The sequence below is a fragment of the Paenibacillus sp. CAU 1782 genome (genome assembly GCF_054551715.1).
In genome coordinates this window covers 139,710-156,251 of record NZ_JBTOLL010000010.1, presented here as the reverse complement: position 1 = coordinate 156,251, position 16,542 = coordinate 139,710, and the positions used below count along the sequence as shown (strand labels likewise).

The window sequence follows — 16,542 nt, the reverse complement described above, 5'->3', positions numbered from 1 at the left end:
TGAAGACGACGAGGTTGATAGGTTCGGGGTGGAAGCACAGCAATGTGTGGAGCTGACGAATACTAATCGGTCGAGGGCTTATCCTATTAGACTTGATTGCTCATACAAGCGTCAAGCAACCAGTTAAAGTACACGTGAAGCACTCTTTCGTATCCAGTTTTCAAGGTACAAAACCTTGACGATTAGGGTTGTGTCTTTTCTGAAGTTATTCAGGAGACAGAATCATCGAGCAACACCGTTTGGTGATGACGGCGGAGGGGAACCACGCGTTCCCATCCCGAACACGACCGTTAAGCCCTCCAGCGCCGATGGTACTTGGACCGCAGGGTCCTGGGAGAGTAGGACGTCGCCAAGCACAAACAGCCTGTCGCAGATTACTGCGGCAGGTTTTTTGTTGTTTGAGGGATTGTTTCGGATCAAGGTCATCCGAGGTGCTCCTGCGACGTTTCCTCTCCCACGACGTTTCCTTTCCCAAGGGGATAGGTGATCGAAGATTGTCTGAACTATTGATCGAAAAGTGTCTAAACCATGGATTGAAGAGTGTCTGGACCTCTGATCAAAGTCACCCAATGAAGATTGCCCGACTTTAGAGGTAAATTCAGACGGTGATTTATTGGTGCCGATAGAAGTGTAACGGTCATCCGTGACCGTTAGAAGGTCATTTTCCGCATTTTAGGAAGTTTAACGGTCATCAATGGCCATTAGCGATCGAATTAGGCTCATAATCGTTGATTTTTTTCTCTAATGGACAAATGTGACCATTAGAATATGAATGTGTTGATTTTTGGCGGGCTAGCGGACATGGATGTCCGTTACAGACAAATGCCTTTGCATGACCCGTTAAGGGGATATATCGAGGAAGCTTCTTCAACCGGTGCGGAATGGCCAATGTCAAACTCAAGCAGCCTGTTGCAATCATCTGCGACAGGCTGTTTCGGTTGGGGTTAAGTAAGCTTATGTATTTAAAATTTTAAAATGCAAACTGCGCCGCTAATATACATAACGGAGCTAAAGAGCACAACAGAACTAAAACCTATAGGAGTATATTAGGGTAGCAGAGCGATGATAGATATAGTGGATGGGATTCGTGTGAATATGCGGCTATTATAGGTATTGTAGGGCGTTTCTTCGTTTTGTTATCGTTTAAAGTTTCTTTGCAAAAAACTATAGTTAGTTAGTCATTTTGTGAGTTGATCCATTCGTCAGTTTGTCAATTTGTCCGTTCGTCAGTTTGTTCGTTCGTCAGTTTGTCGGTTTGTCAATTTGTCGATTTGTCAATTCGTCAGTTGTTCGGTTTGTTGGTTTTTCGGTTTGATGGTTTGTAAGCATGTGCGTTCTGCAATTGGTCGGATTGTGTTTTGTTTGTGGTTGGTTTTGTAACGGACGTTTTTGACCGTTAGAGGGGTGAATTACACACTCTGCATGTTTTAATGGTCAAATGTGACCGTTAGCGATCACATTTGATGAAAAATCGGCGTTTCTGGCTTCTAATGGACGGATTTGACCGTTAGAAATTCAATTTATCACGATATGGCTGGCTAACGGTCATGGATGACCATTACAAATTAATTAGCATAATGAGCATTTTGATTCGCCAATGGAGTTGATTTTCTTGTCCTGCTATTGTTCTGCTCAGCTCATGTGGTGAGATGTTCGATAAGTTTTAAGTAGTCCATTCCAGCTATGGTAATTGATTTGTTATGATGGATACAAGCCTAGCGATGGTAATAAGAAGCTTCTCTCATCTGCAGCCGTAATACGCCGTCTTTCCGTTGTTTGCGAAAGGCGAACGAAATCATCAGTCTCGGTACAATGACCCAGACATGCCAGCAAATTAGGCTAATAAACAGCGATGGACCGATCCAGGGGTAAAGAACGGCGATTACGCATATGCCCAACCAAAACAGATGTCGATGAACACGACGGAAAATAAGCAAGGTGATGTCATTGATTGGCTTGAAACCTATCCAAGGCGGACTAATACGCCAAGACCACTGGCGATCGGTTGCTTCGGTGACCGAAATAAAGGTTAATAGGATAATAATAATATGAAGTAATTGAATAGCAGCGAAGCCAAATAGCCAAGAGAATAAACCGTCCATATCATAGACAAGGAATTGGGCTCCCAAGAAAATGAATGCGATGATGGAATGGCTGATGACAAGTTCAGGTTTAATAAGAATGCGTTTAATTAGCTGATATTGATAGATCGTAGCATCTTTTTGATCGGATAAAGATCGCTTCATGACAATGCCCTCCTGCTTGATTGTTCATTTATTTATATCGGCAAAAAGAGGGAATTGGTGAATTAGTTTGAATGAAAATGCTCTTTAAACGGGACAAGTTATACCCATCAACTAATATTTCCATGGTTCGTGGATACACCAATTGCCCATATGGCGCATACCATATATAAATATTTGAAATCCATTATGAAACAAGTATATTTCACTAGAATAAGTGTCATAATAGTAGGTATAGGAAAATGGCGGCAGAAAGCAGGTGATGATGGTGGAAAATCATCATGTTTACCGGTGCAGCATATGCGGAGAGCATAAAGCCGAAGGCGAAGGAATTCGAATTGTGCTGGGTTTTATCTGCAATGGCTGTGAAACAGAAATGGTTCATACTGATGTGAAGGATGCCAAATATCCATTTTTTATTAATCAGATGAAGCAGCTTTTTATGGAAAAGAATGCTTGAGCGGCCTTGGAGCAAAGGCTGCTCTTTTTTTCGTTTACGGGGAAGAAGCTGTTTCGATACAATGGAGATATTCATCCTTATACATCTATATTCATTTGAGTACCAACTGAAAGGAATTATAGAATCATGGCAAAAATAAAAGCTCCGCTTTACGAAGCGCTGGTTCGCCATAGAGACGGTAATCCGGTTAGCTTTCATGTACCTGGTCATCATGGAGGCCGGGCTTTTCAATATGGCATAGAAAATGGGCTGAAGTCGGTGGAAGGTTTGCAGGATTTGTTCCTGAATGTGATGGATATTGATTTGACTGAACTATCTTCCACCGATGATCTTCACCATCCCGAGGCTTGCATTGCAGAGTCTCAGCAGCTTGCTGCGGAAACTTTTGGCTCAGATGAGACGTTATTTCTGGTTGGGGGAAGTACTGCAGGAAATATAGGTATGCTGCTGGCCGCATGCGGAACGGGCGACCTTGTCCTAGTGCAGCGCAATGTACATAAATCCGTGATTCATGGTTTAAAGCTGGCAGGAGCAAAAGCTGTCTTCCTGAACCCTGAATATGAGAGAACAAGCGCGCTTGCCACCGTTCCTTCGACTGAGTTGGTTGAAGCCGCAATTGATCAGTACCCTGATGCCAAGGCTGTATTTTTGAGCAATCCAAACTATTACGGTATGGGGGTCGATCTTGCATCCTATGCGAAAATTTGCCACGACCATGGCATACCGTTGCTTGTCGACGAAGCCCATGGCGCCCATTACGGTCTGCATCCTGAGTTCCCTGGCTCTGCAATCGCGGCAGGAGCAGATGCAGTTATTCAATCCGCTCACAAAACATTGCCTGCCTTAACGATGGGAGCAATGCTGCATTTGCAGGGAGATTATTTGAACCGGGGAAAACTAAAGCAATATTTGTCCATGATTCAGAGCTCTAGTCCCTCATTTCCTATTATGGCTTCTCTCGATATTTCCCGGGCTATGATCGATGCGGCTGGTCCAGCCTTATTTCAAAGTGCTATAGATGCGGCTAAAAAATTTAAACGTTGGCTCCAGGAGCAAGCGGGAATGATCAGAGCGTACGAGCCACGCGTACAAGAAGAACAAGTGAGAACGAGAGCACTACCAGCTCAAGAAGAACTAACCAGAACGAGTGAATCATCTACTCAAGCAGGGCTAGCTAGAATGAGTGAATTACTGGCTCAAGAAGAACTAGTCAGAACGAATGCATTACTCGCTCAAGAAGAATTAGCCAATACGAGTGAATCACCTACCCAAGCAGGAAAAGCTAGAATGGGGGAGCCACTGGAACAACAATCGGGTATGGTCAGAATGAGCGATTCATCGGGTCAAGCGGGAATTAGATCGGAAAAGCTTCTGGACCATTACAGGGATAGGCTGCAATACGATCCCTTGAGGATTTTGCTGTATGATGCATCGGGTAGATTGACGGGATTTGAGCTGCAGCGGGAGCTGGAGCGAGGACAATGCTGGGCGGAAATGTCCAATTCTGACTATACGCTGCTCATTTTTGGCATTGGTATGACGGAAGAAACACTCCATGTACTCAAAAAGACGATAGAAGAAATTCATTTGCGCTATAAGTCGGAACAATTGATGGGTTCGCGAACAGAAGCAGCTGAAAAGGAAGGGGTTATAGCTGAAAAAGAAAGGTTTATTGCTGCAAAAGAAGGGTTTATAGCTACAAAAGAAGGGTATATAACTGCAAAAGAAGGCTATATAGCTGAAAAAGGGGTTGGCATAAGCAAGCCGGTGTTGTTTTCGCGGGAGATTGTAGATGCTGCAGGGCCTCAGACAGCCAGGGTGTCACTGAATGAAGCAGCAGGCCGAATATCGGCAGAAATGGTTGTTCCTTATCCGCCTGGCATCCCATTGCTCTACCAAGGAGAGGTCATTTCCGAAGCGATTGCCTTGGAAATTACAAGGCTGGCTGCAGATGGTGCGAAATTCCAGGGAGCTGTTGACGAGACAATGAGAACGATATCTATATTAATAGAAGAAAAAAATTGAAATATGCTTCAAAAGCCGCGCCATTATGACAAACTTTCATTGTCGTTACGGTAGGCCTTTGCTACAATAAGAACAAGCATAATCCTAAGAGTGCGTGATCGGAAAGACCCACGCGGGCTTTTTGAACAGTCTCTACGAGTTAGGGGAACCGAAGATTGAACAGAGGATGGTTTATTACAATAGAAGGCGGCGAAGGCGCGGGCAAAACCACACTTTTTGAAAAGCTGGCGCATAAGCTGCAGGAAGCGGGCAGAAGCGTAATGCTTACCCGAGAGCCCGGAGGGATTCCCATTGCGGAAAAAATCCGTTCCGTCATACTCGACCGTGAGCATATAACGATGGATGCCCGAACCGAAGCGTTGCTGTACGCTGCATCACGTAGGCAGCATTTAGTGGAGAAAGTGATTCCGGCTCTGCAGCGGGGAGAAGTCGTGCTTTGCGATCGCTTCGTCGACAGTTCGCTTGCTTACCAGGGACATGCACGAGGCATCGGAATGGATGAGATCTGGAGCATTAACCATTTTGCCATAAACAATGTGATGCCGGATCTTACAATTTATATGGATATTTCTCCTGAAGTTGGACTGAGAAGAATTCAGGAGTCGGCAGAACGTGAAATCAATCGTCTTGACCTGGAGAAAATCACCTTTCACGAGCGGGTTCGTGAAGGCTACCGGATTCTGCTCCAACGTTATCCGGACCGGATCGTCGAAGTTAACGCCGAACAGAGTAAGGAAGAGGTATATCGCCAAGTTCTGCGCCTTGTGGAGACCAGGTTGGAAGGAATTACGGGTTAAACGTCAAATCCTTTAACCATAAACAGTTTTAAGCTCCCGGACTAAGCAGCCGCGTCCAGTCAATAACAGTCAATAGCCATACCAAACCATAGGAGGGAACGACCATGAAATTAGTAATTGCAGTGATACAGGACAAAGACAGCAATCGATTGTCAAACGCGCTTGTGCGCGAAGGCTTCCGGGCCACTAAACTTGCAAGTACAGGCGGCTTCCTGAGGGCAGGCAATACAACGTTTTTGATCGGAATCGAGGACGAGCGCGTGCATGAGGTGCTTCAAGTCATCGGAGCAAACTGCAAGGTGAGAGATCAACTGGTGACGCCTGTTTCGCCGATGGGCGGTTCAACGGATTCCTATATTCCGTTCCCTGTGGAGGTCCAGATTGGCGGCGCCGCTGTATTTGTACTTCCTGTTGAACGCTTTGAACATTTCTGATTGGGCGTGAGTAAATATGAGAGTTGATCATGGCCCGAGGCTTTTGGGACAAAATAGGACTTCAACCGATCAAACGGCAAAACCGGTTCAGCCCGTTAACTTTGCCGATGTGATGGTCCAACAGGACGCACAGCGGACGCAGGAAGAGCTGCAGCAGAAGCTGATGGATATTCATAAGCAAGGAGAGAGACTCTCCAAGCTAATGACGGTTCGCGAACTGAAGCTTTACCGCCAAATGGTGAAAAAGTTTCTGGAAGACACCATGAGACGCGGCGTCGGGCTCAAGGAAGTTCGGGGGTTTGACCGCCGCGGACGTGTCAAACGATATAAACTGCTTGATGAGATCGACGACCAGCTTTTGTCCATGGCGGAGGAGCTGCTGGAAAGCGAGCAGGGCCGAATAGACCTTCTTCATAAAATCGGGGAAATACGCGGGATTCTTATTAATTTGCTGTTTTGACGTGAAAGACGGAGAAGAGAAGAAAGGTAAGGATCAAGGTTATGGGCTTGGAGCAACTGGCGCAATCCGGCGGCCAATGGAAGGCGCTTCGCATATTGGAGCATGCGCTGCGGAACGATAAAATATCTCATGCCTATCTGTTTAACGGACCGGCGGGAAGCGGGAGAATGGCGATCGCGGAAGCTTTTGCAGAATCGCTGTTTTGTACGGCCGGCGGCTGGGAGGCCTGCGGAGAATGCCTGGAATGCCGCAAGTTTCATCATGGCAACCAATCTAATCTGATCAAGATCGTTCCAGACGGGCAAAGCATCAAAATCGACCAGGTTCGGGAGCTTCAACGGAAGTTGTCCTATCGCAGCACCCAGTCGGAGCGGGCTGTGTACATTATGGAAGGCGCGGAAAAAATGACCTTGCAGGCAGCCAACAGCTTGCTTAAATTTCTGGAAGAACCCGTTGCCCAAATCGTCGGCATTCTGATTACGGATAACGGACAAGCGGTATTGCCCACGATTCGCTCCAGAACGCAGTGGGTGCCGTTTCTGCCGCTTCCTCCCGACACCATTCTGGAGCAGCTGGTTCAGGAAGGTGCGCCTCCTCTGCTGGCCAGGGCGGCGGTTCATTTATCCTCCGGAATAACCGGAGCAAGAGAAATCATTGGTCAGAATGAGTTTGCAGAAATCCGAAACCTAGTGATACAATTAGGCAAGGAGAGCATAACCCGATTCACCGCGGCGATGGTCACCATCCAGCAGCAGTTATCCAAAAAAGACATGGGGCAACATGTCAGTCTGCTGCTTTCGCTTTTAATGCTTTGGTTTAAAGATTTGACACAGTTCCAAGCCGGCAGGCGGGACAAGATTGTTTTTATAGATCAGTTGGAATGGATAAGCAGTCATGCTTACAATCGCTCGTTCGGGGGCTGGGTATCCTGTATGGAGCATGTGTTGGAAGCCGGCAAGCGCATACGGAGCAATGTGGCGCCCCAACTGGCGATGGAGCAATTAATGGTAAATCTACAGGAGGGCTAATCCTTGTATAATGTCATCGGTGTCCGCTTCAAGAAAGCGGGCAAGATCTATTACTTTGATCCGGTCGAACATCCCGTGGACAAAGAGCAGCATGTTATTGTTGAGACTGCCCGCGGAATCGAATACGGTAAAGTGGTGGTGGGACAGAAGCAAGTCGGTGAATCGGATGTTGTACTCCCTCTCAAGAAAGTGATACGCATTGCCAGCGATAGTGATGCCCAGGTGGTAGAGGAGAATCGTTCAGCTGCCAAGGGGGCATTTACGACTTGTCTGGACAAGATCAAGAGTCATCAGCTGCGGATGAAGCTGGTTGACGTTGAGTTCACGTTTGACCGCAACAAAATTATCTTTTATTTTACGGCGGAGGGCAGAGTTGACTTCCGCGAGCTGGTTAAGGATTTGGCCAGCGTATTCCGGACCCGGATCGAGCTTCGCCAGATCGGCGTGCGGGATGAGGCGAAGATGCTTGGCGGCATCGGACCTTGCGGCAGAGTGCTTTGCTGCTCTTCCTGGTTAGGCGACTTTGAGCCTGTGTCCATCAAGATGGCGAAGGATCAGAACTTATCGCTAAATCCAACCAAAATATCGGGATTATGCGGGCGTTTGATGTGCTGCTTGAAATATGAGCATGACAATTACGAAAGCGTACGTGAGGAACTGCCGGCCATTGGTAAAATCGTCATTACCTCTTATGGTGAAGGCAAAGTGACGGGCATTAATGCTTCCTCAAAATCCGTTTATGTGCAGTTGTTCGATGTGCCGGGCAAACCAAAAGAACTGCCGCTGGATGATGTCGTAATCAAGTAGCGGCGGCAGGGCTGAAGCTCTGGGGTGGGGACTTGGAGAAGAGAGATATTTTTGTTCAGATGGATGAGTTGGATAATCGGGTCGGATCATTTCATGCCGAATTTGGCGCTCTCAAGCAGAAGGTAAAAGAGCTGCTGGAAGAGAACAAACGGCTCAGCATCGAGAATCATCAACTGAGACAAGTATTCAAGCGCGAAACGGCAGCCGAACGCGAAGTTCAATTGGCAGCCGGCCATCAGCTTGAAACGGCGCCGGTTGCTGCTGATGAACCAGCAGCAGTTCAGGATGATTCCGTAGCCGTTGGAGAAGGACATGATAACCTGACCCGGTTGTATCATGAAGGCTTCCATATTTGCAATGTGTATTACGGACACCTTCGAACAGAAGGGGATTGTCTGTTTTGTCTGTCTTTCTTAAATAAGTAAGCCGATTTAGTATTGAAAGGACCGTCCTGAGGGCGGTTCTTTTACACCAACCTCTAAACGCGGTCGCTCATCTTCGAGAGGCTTCGCTAGAGGTTTTTTCATTATCCAAAAGGAGAGATCAAGAATGTCGCAGGAGTCGCAGCATATCCTTGCACCGGGAGAGCGAATTGACGATTTGTTGATGGATACGGGATTTCGGATTATTCAAAGCAAGGAAGTATTCAGCTTTTCGTTGGATGCGGTATTGCTTTCCCGTTTTGCAAACGTGCCCAGACAAGGCCGCATTGCGGATTTATGTACGGGCAATGGGGTCATTCCTATTTTGCTTACAGCAAAAACAAACGCCCGGATTGATGCGATCGAAATTCAACCCCGTCTTGCGGATATGGCCAGGCGAAGCGTAGAGTTGAACGGTCTGCAGGAGCGAATAAATGTGCTGGAGCAGGATTTGCGGCAATATCCCGCTATTGCTGGGAATGGGGCTTATGACGCGATTACCGTCAACCCGCCTTATATGCCCGTGACAAGCGGAGATAAAAACGAAAATCAGCATTATGCCATCGCGCGCCATGAAATTCATTGCAGTCTGGAAGAACTGGTCCAAGCCTGCAGTCGTTTGCTGCGTCCAGGCGGCAAGTTGTATATGGTACATCGTCCTTCCCGTCTGCTGGATATCGTTGAAACGATGCGTAAATGGAGGCTGGAGCCCAAACGTATTCAGTTTGTTCACCCCAATTCCCGATCGGAAGCCAATATGATTTTGATTGAAGCGAGCCGTGACGGGAAACCGGATATTAGGCTCCTGCCCCCGATTATGGTGTATAACGATGAAGGAGTGCAAATTGTATGAACGTACAAAAAAGCTACGCCGGAAATGAATCAGGAAGCCATGAGGGCGGAGCGGGCAAGCTATACCTTGTAGCAACGCCTATCGGGAATTTGGAGGATATGACCTTTCGTGCCATTCGTATTCTGAAGGAAGTCGATATGATTGCTGCGGAGGATACAAGGCAAACTCGAAAGCTGTTGACGCATTTTGAAATCCATACGCGGCTGGTCAGTTATCATGAGCATAATAAGTCGGCGAGCGGACCAGAACTCATACGCTTATTAATAGAAGGAAAAAATATTGCATTGGTCAGCGATGCCGGTTTGCCAGCGATATCGGATCCTGGCGCTGACCTGGTACGCGATGCGGCGGAGCAGGGGATCGCGGTTATTCCTGTCCCGGGAGCCAATGCAGCTTTGTCGGCATTAATTATGTCCGGGCTGCCAACGGAGCGATTCCTGTTTGCGGGTTTTCTGCCCAGAGACAAAAAATCGGCCCAGAAGCAACTGGAGAAGCTTGGACGTGTGCAGGCAACTGTTCTGTTATATGAATCGCCACACCGTATTACGAAGACGCTTGCTTATATGCTGGATGTTGTGGGCGATCGTCAAATTGCGGTTGCGCGTGAATTGACAAAGCGGCATGAGGAAGTGCTTCGCGGATCCATTTCGGAAGCTATACAATGGTTTGGCGAGCATGAACCCAAGGGTGAATTTTGTATCGTGATGGAAGGCGCGGGAGAAGAAGAAGGAAATCAGGATGCTGAAGGAAACGCTTGGTGGGAGGCTCTTGATCTGGAATCGCATGTCACACATTATGAAAACACGATGAGCCGCAAGGAAGCGATTAAGCAGACGGCCATTGACCGCGGAATGTCGAAGCGGGATGTATATAATGAAGTAAACCGCTAATTGCGAGATTCAAAAAGTTCGATTTTCAATGAAAAAAAAAGGACCTTCCTGGCCGGGTTCTAGCTAGGAAGGCATCAAGGAGTATAAAAAGGTTAGAATTAACAAGTAGGTATAAATTGATTATAACCGATTTTTTTTATTTTGTCACAGGAGTAGGCATTTCTGATAAACAAATATGGCAAACAATTTTTCCTTTGAAGTAGGAAACGTTTTCTGCGTTGCCACAGAAGATGCATGCAGGCTCATATTTCTTCAACATGATGCGCTCGCCGTCTACATAAATTTCAAGTGCATCTTTTTCGCCGATGCCCAGCGTACGGCGCAATTCAATTGGAATAACAACGCGTCCAAGCTCATCAACTTTACGGACAATACCGGTGGATTTCATCATTGTTTATCAATCCTCTCAAAAATATTATTCGTCACGATTCGACATTCTTTGTAGATTCTATGTTACTATAATACCAACTCTTCCCAAAACAGTCAACCTAGAAAATTCTCATAAAACAGCGTGCTTACACCGTTTTCAGGAACATCGAGCTTGATTCGTTCTGTAATAGAATACAACAGCTTCGACATTTTGGAAACTAAATTACGACATTATTCGACACTACCACTTAGAATTGTGTCGAAAATATGAACAAAGGAGATGATAGAATGAAGAAACCATTATCGGAAGAAAAAGTATTTAAAGACCCCGTTCACCATTATGTTTATGTGCGGGATGAAACGATCTGGAATCTTATTAATACGAAAGAATTTCAACGCTTGCGTCGAATCCGGCAGCTCGGAACAACCTATTTGACCTTTCATGGAGCCGAGCACAGCCGTTTTTCCCATTCGCTGGGCGTATACGAAATTACGCGTCGCATTATTTCGCAATTCGAGAGAAACGGATATCCCGACTGGCCTGTCGAAGAAAGGCTCGTTTCCTTATGCGCGGCGCTTCTTCACGATGTGGGACATGGTCCCTTCTCTCATTCTCTGGAGGACATTTTCGACACGGACCATGAACAATGGACATGCAATATTTTGCTTGGAGATACAGAGATTAATGCGGTGCTCAAAAAAGTGTCCCCGGAGTTCCCGAGTCAGGTAGCGGGCGTTATCTCCAAAACATATCCAAAGCCGATTGTGGTCAGCCTAATATCCAGCCAGATGGATGCGGATCGTATGGATTATTTGTTACGGGACGCTTATTTTACCGGCGTAAACTACGGTACATTCGATCTGGAGCGAATTCTTCGCGTCCTTCGTCCAAATCGCGACCAAATCGTTGTGAAGGAAAGCGGCATGCATGCGGTGGAGCATTATTTGATGTCGCGTTATCAGATGTATTGGCAAATTTATTTTCACCCGGTAACGCGAAGCTCCGAAATTATACTGAGGCAAATTTTCCGTCGGGCGCAGCAGTTGAACCAGGAAGGATACACTTTCTCCTGGATGTCGAAGCCGCTTAAGCATCTGCTCGACAATAGTCTCGATCTGCAGGATTATTTGAAGCTTGACGAGGCTTTGGCGCAAAGCGCATTTGCCGAATGGTGCCAGGAGGAGGATGGATTGTTGAGCAATCTGTGCTGGCGCTTCCTGAACCGAAAGCTATATAAATATGTAACCATTGATCATCCCGATGAAACGTGGCTGTCCGAGCTTGCGGGGCTGATGCCGTCTATCGGCCTCGATCCGACCTATCATATGGAGATTGATTATCCCTTCGACCTTCCTTACGATGTATACAGGCCGGATCAGAAAAAGGGAGAAAAGGGTGGAAAAGCTCCGATTTTGTTGCTGGATCGTGAAGGCGGCATTAGCGAAATTTCCATGAAATCCGACATCGTTCGTTCCATTACAGGGCTGCATCAAGGCGAATACCGTCTCTATTTTCCAGAGGAACCTTTATTGCTTCATAAACACCTTTTGCCCGAAAAAATAATTCAAGCTTTACACCTAAATTAAAGTGAGAACAACCTCTATAAAGGAGAAATGGATAACATGGCTGTGCTGTTCGACACACATACTCACTTGGATTCCCATAAATTCGATGATGATAGGGAAGCTGTCATTATGCGCGCCCGGGAAGCGGGCGTGGAGCTGATGGTCAACATCGGCTTTGACCGCGAAACGATTCCTACAACGATGAAATTGGCGGAGACATATGATTTTATTTATGCCGCGGTTGGCTGGCATCCGGTGGAGAGCATCCATATGACGCCTGAGGACCTGATCTGGATAGAGGAGCTTTGCCGACATCCTAAAGTGGTGGCGATTGGCGAAATCGGGCTGGATTATTATTGGGACACATCGCCCAAAGAGGTGCAGCATGAGGTGTTCCGGCAGCAAATTCGGCTAGCGCGTAAAATAGGCAAACCAATCGTGATTCATAATCGGGATGCTCATGAGGATATTTTGAGTATATTGCGTGAGGAAAAAGCGGAGGAAGTGGGAGGCGTTATGCATTGCTTCTCCGGAAGTCCGGAAACCGCAAAAATATGCCTGGATATGAATTTCTATATTTCGTTTGGAGGACCAGTTACTTACAAAAATGCCAGGGTACCAAAGGAAGCTCTTGCAAGCGTTCCCTTAGATCGTCTTTTGATCGAAACAGATTCCCCATATTTGACACCTAACCCATTTAGAGGGAAGAGAAATGAGTCCTCCTACGTCTCGTTTGTAGCAGAGGCGGCAGCCGAAATTAAGGGGATATCGGTCGAAGAATTGGGCCGGATTACGACCGAAAACGGAAAAAAATGTTTTGGTATTGAGTAAAAGTCGGTCAAAGAGGGAGAAATAAAGACCTTTCGCGCAAAAAAACTGATTTTTATCGGCCAATTCCTTGATTTTTTCAAAGTTAACCCGCTTTTTTCGGTTAAATCGCATTTTATCGGTTCTTTACAACAAGGCTCTGATGAAGGTATGATTCAAATCAGAGCTTTACCTTTTGTATTCCATTTCCAGTATAGCAGACTGGTTTAACCCCATAACTCTCCCCTCGATTGCTTCCCGATGCTGCCCATTGGGATGTCGCCCCAAGAACCTCCCGAACGACGACCAGCCCCCAAGTTTGAATAAACAATCAATCGTCGTCATAGGGATGGAACAGGGGGTGAGAGAACTCTGCTATACGGAAGAGCGCGCTAGCGCGCCAATTTGATTATAGTCGCGTCAGTTGTAACATGCGTAACACTTGGCGGCGGGGCTATGAAGGAGGACCGAAGTAGTGGGCTTAATCCAATTTAAGGACACCCATGGGCAACGATCATCCAGCATGACTTTCGCAATGCGATGGAAGCATGGAAACTTGCGTTTGATTATTTTGAGTGCAGTAATCTCAATCGCTATGACTTTCATGTTTTTGGTGTTGTTGTACGGAACCGCGGTGAAAAGCGTATCCGTAGTAGTGAACGGACAAGAAACCGTTGTGAAAACAAAGCAATGGGTTCTACAACGCCTACTGGATGAACAAGCTATTACAATAGGACCACACGACGAGGTGTCAGTCCCACTTAATTCCCCTATAAAGAATGGTGACCGTATCGTGGTGGATCAAGCGATACCGGTAATTGTAAAAGCAGACGGCAAGACATTAACGGTGTACACGACAGAGAAGACAGTACAAGCGGCGATAGGCGAGGTCAATCTATCCCTGCGCAATGATGATAAAGTAACACCTCCGCTTACCGATAGCCTGGAGGCGAATGAAACGGTAACGGTTGTCCGCGTAGATACCAAGGTGTCAAAGCAGGAAAAAAACGTACCCTTCTCTATCGTGAAGAAAAACGACCCTAATCTGGAACAAGGCAAGGAAAAGGTGGTCCAGTCAGGCAAAGAAGGCGTCGTGGTTGAAAGCTTTGAGCAAAAATACGAAGATGGCGTGCTTGTCGCCAGCCAAAGCATCAGCGAGGTTGTCGAAACGGCAGTTGTCGACCAGATTGTAGCAGTTGGCACGAAAAAGCCTGAACCAAAAGTAACGGTGCTGTCTAACAACAGTCCAAGCGTTGCGACGGTTACGAAGGGCGATGTAACCTTTAAGGCGAAAAAGGTGCTCGAAAGTGTAACTCTAACGGCATATTCCGCTGGAGTTGCTTCTACGGGCAAAGACGAGGATCATCCGCAATACGGCATTACGGCGTCCGGAACCAAGGTTCAGGAAGGAAGAACGATTGCGGTCGACCCCAAAGTCGTACCCATGGGCTGGTGGGTTTACATTGAAGGCATAGGTTTCCGTCGGGCAGAGGATACGGGCAGTGCGATTAAAGGCAACAAAATAGATGTTTATTTCGAAAGCGAAAGCAAAGCGAACAAGTTCGGCAGGAAGTCCGGCTATACCGTGTACATTCTTGGACCGAATAAGCCAACATCCAGTTAGGATGTTGGCATTCGCAATCAGCAGCAGAATATGGTAGGGTGTGTCTGAAGACTCCGCAAGGAGCAGATATTTCCGAATTTTTGTTCCATGCAAGGCGCTTTTTCGAAGGCTTACCGGGGGTAAGTCAAGGAAAAGTAACGCAGCAGGGGGCGAAAAGGCGGTGATAGATGCCCTTGAGCGAGTTTTCAGACACGCCCTAGATTCAAGAAGAGGCGCCGCCTCTTCTTTTTGCTTGTTCAAAGGCTCGGAATGGAGGATAATACGCCATGATCAAGGAAATCATTGTGGTGGAAGGCAAGGATGATACCGCGGCGATCAAACGCGCTGTTGATGCAGATACAATTGAAACAAACGGATCGGCTATCGGAGAATCGGTGCTGCGCCGGATTGCTTTGGCCAACGAAAGACGGGGAGTTATTATTTTTACGGATCCCGATCATGCGGGAGAAAGAATCCGCAAAATTGTCGCGCGGCATGCGCCGGGCTGCAAGCATGCTTTTTTGCCGCAGGAGCAGGCGGAGTACAAAGGCGATATTGGCATCGAAAATGCCAGCCCTGAAGCCATTCGGAAGGCTCTCTCCGAGCTGCGGACGGAAACGGCCGAGGTTGCCGGCGAGGTGGACTGGGGAGATCTGATGGATGCGGGGCTGATCGTGCACGAGCAAGCGGCGGAACGCCGGCTGCGAATGGGCAAGCTGCTTGGCATCGGCTATTGCAACGGGAAGCAATTTTTTAAACGTTGTACAAGCTTCCGCATTTCAAAGGATGAATTTTTGGCTGCACTTCATGAGATGGATGCGGCATGGGAGGATCACAAATAGATGAATGGCGATGCGGGAAAGATCGGGAAATCATCTCCGTCACAATCGGCGGCGGAAGTGGGTACGCCCAAGAGAACTAAAGAAATCATTGCAAAGTACGGATTTTCCTTCAAAAAAAGCTTGGGGCAAAATTTTCTGATCGACGGCAATGTGCTTAACAATATCGTTGCCGCCGCGGAACTGGACAAAAGCAAAGGCGCGCTTGAAATCGGCCCCGGCATCGGCGCGTTGACGGGTCGCCTGGCCGATGCGGCAGGCCGCGTTGTGGCGGTTGAGATCGACCAGCGCCTTTTGCCGATTCTAAACGATGTGCTGGCTGATGAGCCGCATGTGGATGTCGTGCATGGCGATGTGCTGAAACTGGATCTGGCGGAATTGTTCCGTGAGCATTTTCAAGGAGTGGATGGGGTCAGTGTTGTCGCCAACCTTCCTTATTACGTCACTACGCCTATTTTGATGAAGCTTCTGGAGGAACGTCTGCCACTGAAGCATATTGTCGTGATGATCCAGAAGGAAGTGGCGCAGCGCATGGCTGCAAAGCCGGGAGGCAAGGAATACGGCAGCCTTAGCGTGGCTGTGCAGTATTATTGCGTGCCTCAGCTTGTCTGCACCGTGCCGCATACGGTCTTTATCCCGCAGCCTAACGTGGATTCAGCGGTGATCAAGCTGACACTGCGGGACAAACCAGCCGTGGACGTCTCGGATGAGAATCATTTCTTCACTGTCGTCCAAGCCAGCTTTGCGCAGCGGCGCAAGACGCTTGCCAACAATTTGACCGCTTTATGCGGCAAGGAGAACCGGGAAGCGCTAAACGCGATGCTGCACGATATCGGCATTGATCCGAGCCGCCGCGGGGAAACCTTGTCGCTGGAGGAATTTGCTCTGCTCAGCCGCAGCTTGCTGGAGAAAGGCTGGGGAAGATAAGACCTTGCAAAA

The 16,542-nt window shown here is 47.5% G+C and carries 17 protein-coding genes, 2 rRNA genes and 1 pseudogene; 18 read left to right on the top strand and 2 right to left on the bottom strand.

Features of this window, described 5'->3' with window-relative positions; genetic code table 11:
- A 23S ribosomal RNA gene (locus ACX93W_RS19145) occupies positions 1–86 on the top strand; the annotation flags it as partial.
- 152 nt (positions 87–238) lie between these two features.
- Positions 239–355 (top strand): 5S ribosomal RNA (rrf, locus tag ACX93W_RS19140).
- 1,360 nt (positions 356–1,715) lie between these two features.
- Here the strand turns inward: rrf and ACX93W_RS19135 are convergent.
- A complete protein-coding gene (locus tag ACX93W_RS19135; RefSeq protein ID WP_459393978.1) occupies positions 1,716–2,246 on the bottom strand; it encodes a transposase in 531 nt (176 codons plus the stop codon).
- 259 nt (positions 2,247–2,505) lie between these two features.
- Between ACX93W_RS19135 and ACX93W_RS19130 the strand changes: the two genes are divergently transcribed.
- The 10 genes from ACX93W_RS19130 (at position 2,506) to rsmI (ending at position 10,419) form a co-directional block, all read left to right on the top strand.
- On the top strand, positions 2,506–2,703 hold the full coding sequence (locus tag ACX93W_RS19130; RefSeq protein WP_459393977.1) for a sigma factor G inhibitor Gin: 198 nt from the start codon (positions 2,506–2,508) through the stop codon (positions 2,701–2,703).
- Positions 2,704–2,829: 126 nt separating this feature from the next.
- A complete protein-coding gene (locus ACX93W_RS19125) occupies positions 2,830–4,728 on the top strand; it encodes an aminotransferase class I/II-fold pyridoxal phosphate-dependent enzyme (protein ID WP_459393976.1) in 1,899 nt (632 codons plus the stop codon).
- 155 nt (positions 4,729–4,883) lie between these two features.
- Positions 4,884–5,525: a dTMP kinase gene (tmk, locus tag ACX93W_RS19120; RefSeq protein ID WP_459393975.1), complete on the top strand. Its 642-nt coding sequence runs from the start codon at positions 4,884–4,886 to the stop codon at positions 5,523–5,525.
- A 104-nt stretch (positions 5,526–5,629) separates the two neighbouring features.
- Entirely contained in the window at positions 5,630–5,959 is a 330-nt protein-coding gene (locus tag ACX93W_RS19115) for a cyclic-di-AMP receptor (RefSeq protein WP_459393974.1), read from the top strand.
- Positions 5,960–5,975: 16 nt separating this feature from the next.
- Entirely contained in the window at positions 5,976–6,419 is a 444-nt protein-coding gene (locus ACX93W_RS19110) for a YaaR family protein (protein WP_459393973.1), read from the top strand.
- Between the two features lie 41 nt (positions 6,420–6,460).
- Positions 6,461–7,447: a DNA polymerase III subunit delta' gene (gene holB, locus ACX93W_RS19105; protein WP_459393972.1), complete on the top strand. Its 987-nt coding sequence runs from the start codon at positions 6,461–6,463 to the stop codon at positions 7,445–7,447.
- Positions 7,448–7,450: 3 nt separating this feature from the next.
- Positions 7,451–8,254 (top strand): PSP1 domain-containing protein, encoded by an 804-nt coding sequence (locus ACX93W_RS19100; RefSeq protein WP_459393971.1) that lies wholly within the window; start codon positions 7,451–7,453, stop codon positions 8,252–8,254.
- Between the two features lie 32 nt (positions 8,255–8,286).
- Positions 8,287–8,679, top strand: a complete 393-nt coding sequence (locus ACX93W_RS19095; RefSeq protein WP_459393970.1) for an initiation-control protein YabA — start codon at positions 8,287–8,289, stop codon at positions 8,677–8,679.
- A gap of 124 nt (positions 8,680–8,803) precedes the next feature.
- Positions 8,804–9,529: a tRNA1(Val) (adenine(37)-N6)-methyltransferase gene (locus ACX93W_RS19090; protein WP_459393969.1), complete on the top strand. Its 726-nt coding sequence runs from the start codon at positions 8,804–8,806 to the stop codon at positions 9,527–9,529.
- A complete protein-coding gene (rsmI, locus tag ACX93W_RS19085; RefSeq protein WP_459393968.1) occupies positions 9,526–10,419 on the top strand; it encodes a 16S rRNA (cytidine(1402)-2'-O)-methyltransferase in 894 nt (297 codons plus the stop codon). Before ACX93W_RS19090 ends, rsmI begins: the two co-directional genes overlap by 4 nt.
- A gap of 136 nt (positions 10,420–10,555) precedes the next feature.
- Here rsmI and ACX93W_RS19080 read toward each other — a convergent pair whose 3' ends face one another.
- Positions 10,556–10,810 (bottom strand): AbrB/MazE/SpoVT family DNA-binding domain-containing protein, encoded by a 255-nt coding sequence (locus tag ACX93W_RS19080; protein ID WP_028609554.1) that lies wholly within the window; start codon positions 10,808–10,810, stop codon positions 10,556–10,558.
- A gap of 266 nt (positions 10,811–11,076) precedes the next feature.
- Between ACX93W_RS19080 and ACX93W_RS19075 the strand changes: the two genes are divergently transcribed.
- The 6 genes and pseudogenes from ACX93W_RS19075 (at position 11,077) to rsmA (ending at position 16,530) form a co-directional block, all read left to right on the top strand.
- Positions 11,077–12,375, top strand: a complete 1,299-nt coding sequence (locus tag ACX93W_RS19075) for an HD domain-containing protein (protein WP_459393967.1) — start codon at positions 11,077–11,079, stop codon at positions 12,373–12,375.
- Between the two features lie 42 nt (positions 12,376–12,417).
- On the top strand, positions 12,418–13,185 hold the full coding sequence (locus ACX93W_RS19070; protein ID WP_459393983.1) for a TatD family hydrolase: 768 nt from the start codon (positions 12,418–12,420) through the stop codon (positions 13,183–13,185).
- Positions 13,186–13,684: 499 nt separating this feature from the next.
- A pseudogene (locus ACX93W_RS19065) lies at positions 13,685–13,915 on the top strand (ubiquitin-like domain-containing protein); the annotation flags it as partial.
- Between the two features lie 39 nt (positions 13,916–13,954).
- Positions 13,955–14,785: a G5 domain-containing protein gene (locus ACX93W_RS19060; RefSeq protein WP_459393982.1), complete on the top strand. Its 831-nt coding sequence runs from the start codon at positions 13,955–13,957 to the stop codon at positions 14,783–14,785.
- Between the two features lie 266 nt (positions 14,786–15,051).
- Entirely contained in the window at positions 15,052–15,606 is a 555-nt protein-coding gene (gene rnmV, locus ACX93W_RS19055; protein WP_459393966.1) for a ribonuclease M5, read from the top strand.
- The gene (rsmA, locus tag ACX93W_RS19050) at positions 15,607–16,530 is read left to right on the top strand and encodes a 16S rRNA (adenine(1518)-N(6)/adenine(1519)-N(6))-dimethyltransferase RsmA (protein ID WP_459393965.1); all 924 of its coding nucleotides are present in this window, start codon (positions 15,607–15,609) and stop codon (positions 16,528–16,530) included.
- Positions 16,531–16,542: the final 12 nt, after the last annotated feature.

What these genes read in the sequence shown, in the direction of transcription:
- ACX93W_RS19135 (WP_459393978.1), bottom strand. Translation starts at nt 2,246, where the DNA reads ATGAAGCGATCTTTATCCGATCAAAAAGATGCTACGATCTATCAATAT.
- ACX93W_RS19130 (WP_459393977.1), top strand. Translation starts at nt 2,506, where the DNA reads ATGATGGTGGAAAATCATCATGTTTACCGGTGCAGCATATGCGGAGAG.
- ACX93W_RS19125 (WP_459393976.1), top strand. Translation starts at nt 2,830, where the DNA reads ATGGCAAAAATAAAAGCTCCGCTTTACGAAGCGCTGGTTCGCCATAGA.
- ACX93W_RS19115 (WP_459393974.1), top strand. Translation starts at nt 5,630, where the DNA reads ATGAAATTAGTAATTGCAGTGATACAGGACAAAGACAGCAATCGATTG.
- ACX93W_RS19110 (WP_459393973.1), top strand. Translation starts at nt 5,976, where the DNA reads ATGAGAGTTGATCATGGCCCGAGGCTTTTGGGACAAAATAGGACTTCA.
- holB (WP_459393972.1), top strand. Translation starts at nt 6,461, where the DNA reads ATGGGCTTGGAGCAACTGGCGCAATCCGGCGGCCAATGGAAGGCGCTT.
- ACX93W_RS19090 (WP_459393969.1), top strand. Translation starts at nt 8,804, where the DNA reads ATGTCGCAGGAGTCGCAGCATATCCTTGCACCGGGAGAGCGAATTGAC.
- rsmI (WP_459393968.1), top strand. Translation starts at nt 9,526, where the DNA reads ATGAACGTACAAAAAAGCTACGCCGGAAATGAATCAGGAAGCCATGAG.
- ACX93W_RS19080 (WP_028609554.1), bottom strand. Translation starts at nt 10,810, where the DNA reads ATGATGAAATCCACCGGTATTGTCCGTAAAGTTGATGAGCTTGGACGC.
- ACX93W_RS19075 (WP_459393967.1), top strand. Translation starts at nt 11,077, where the DNA reads ATGAAGAAACCATTATCGGAAGAAAAAGTATTTAAAGACCCCGTTCAC.
- rnmV (WP_459393966.1), top strand. Translation starts at nt 15,052, where the DNA reads ATGATCAAGGAAATCATTGTGGTGGAAGGCAAGGATGATACCGCGGCG.
- rsmA (WP_459393965.1), top strand. Translation starts at nt 15,607, where the DNA reads ATGAATGGCGATGCGGGAAAGATCGGGAAATCATCTCCGTCACAATCG.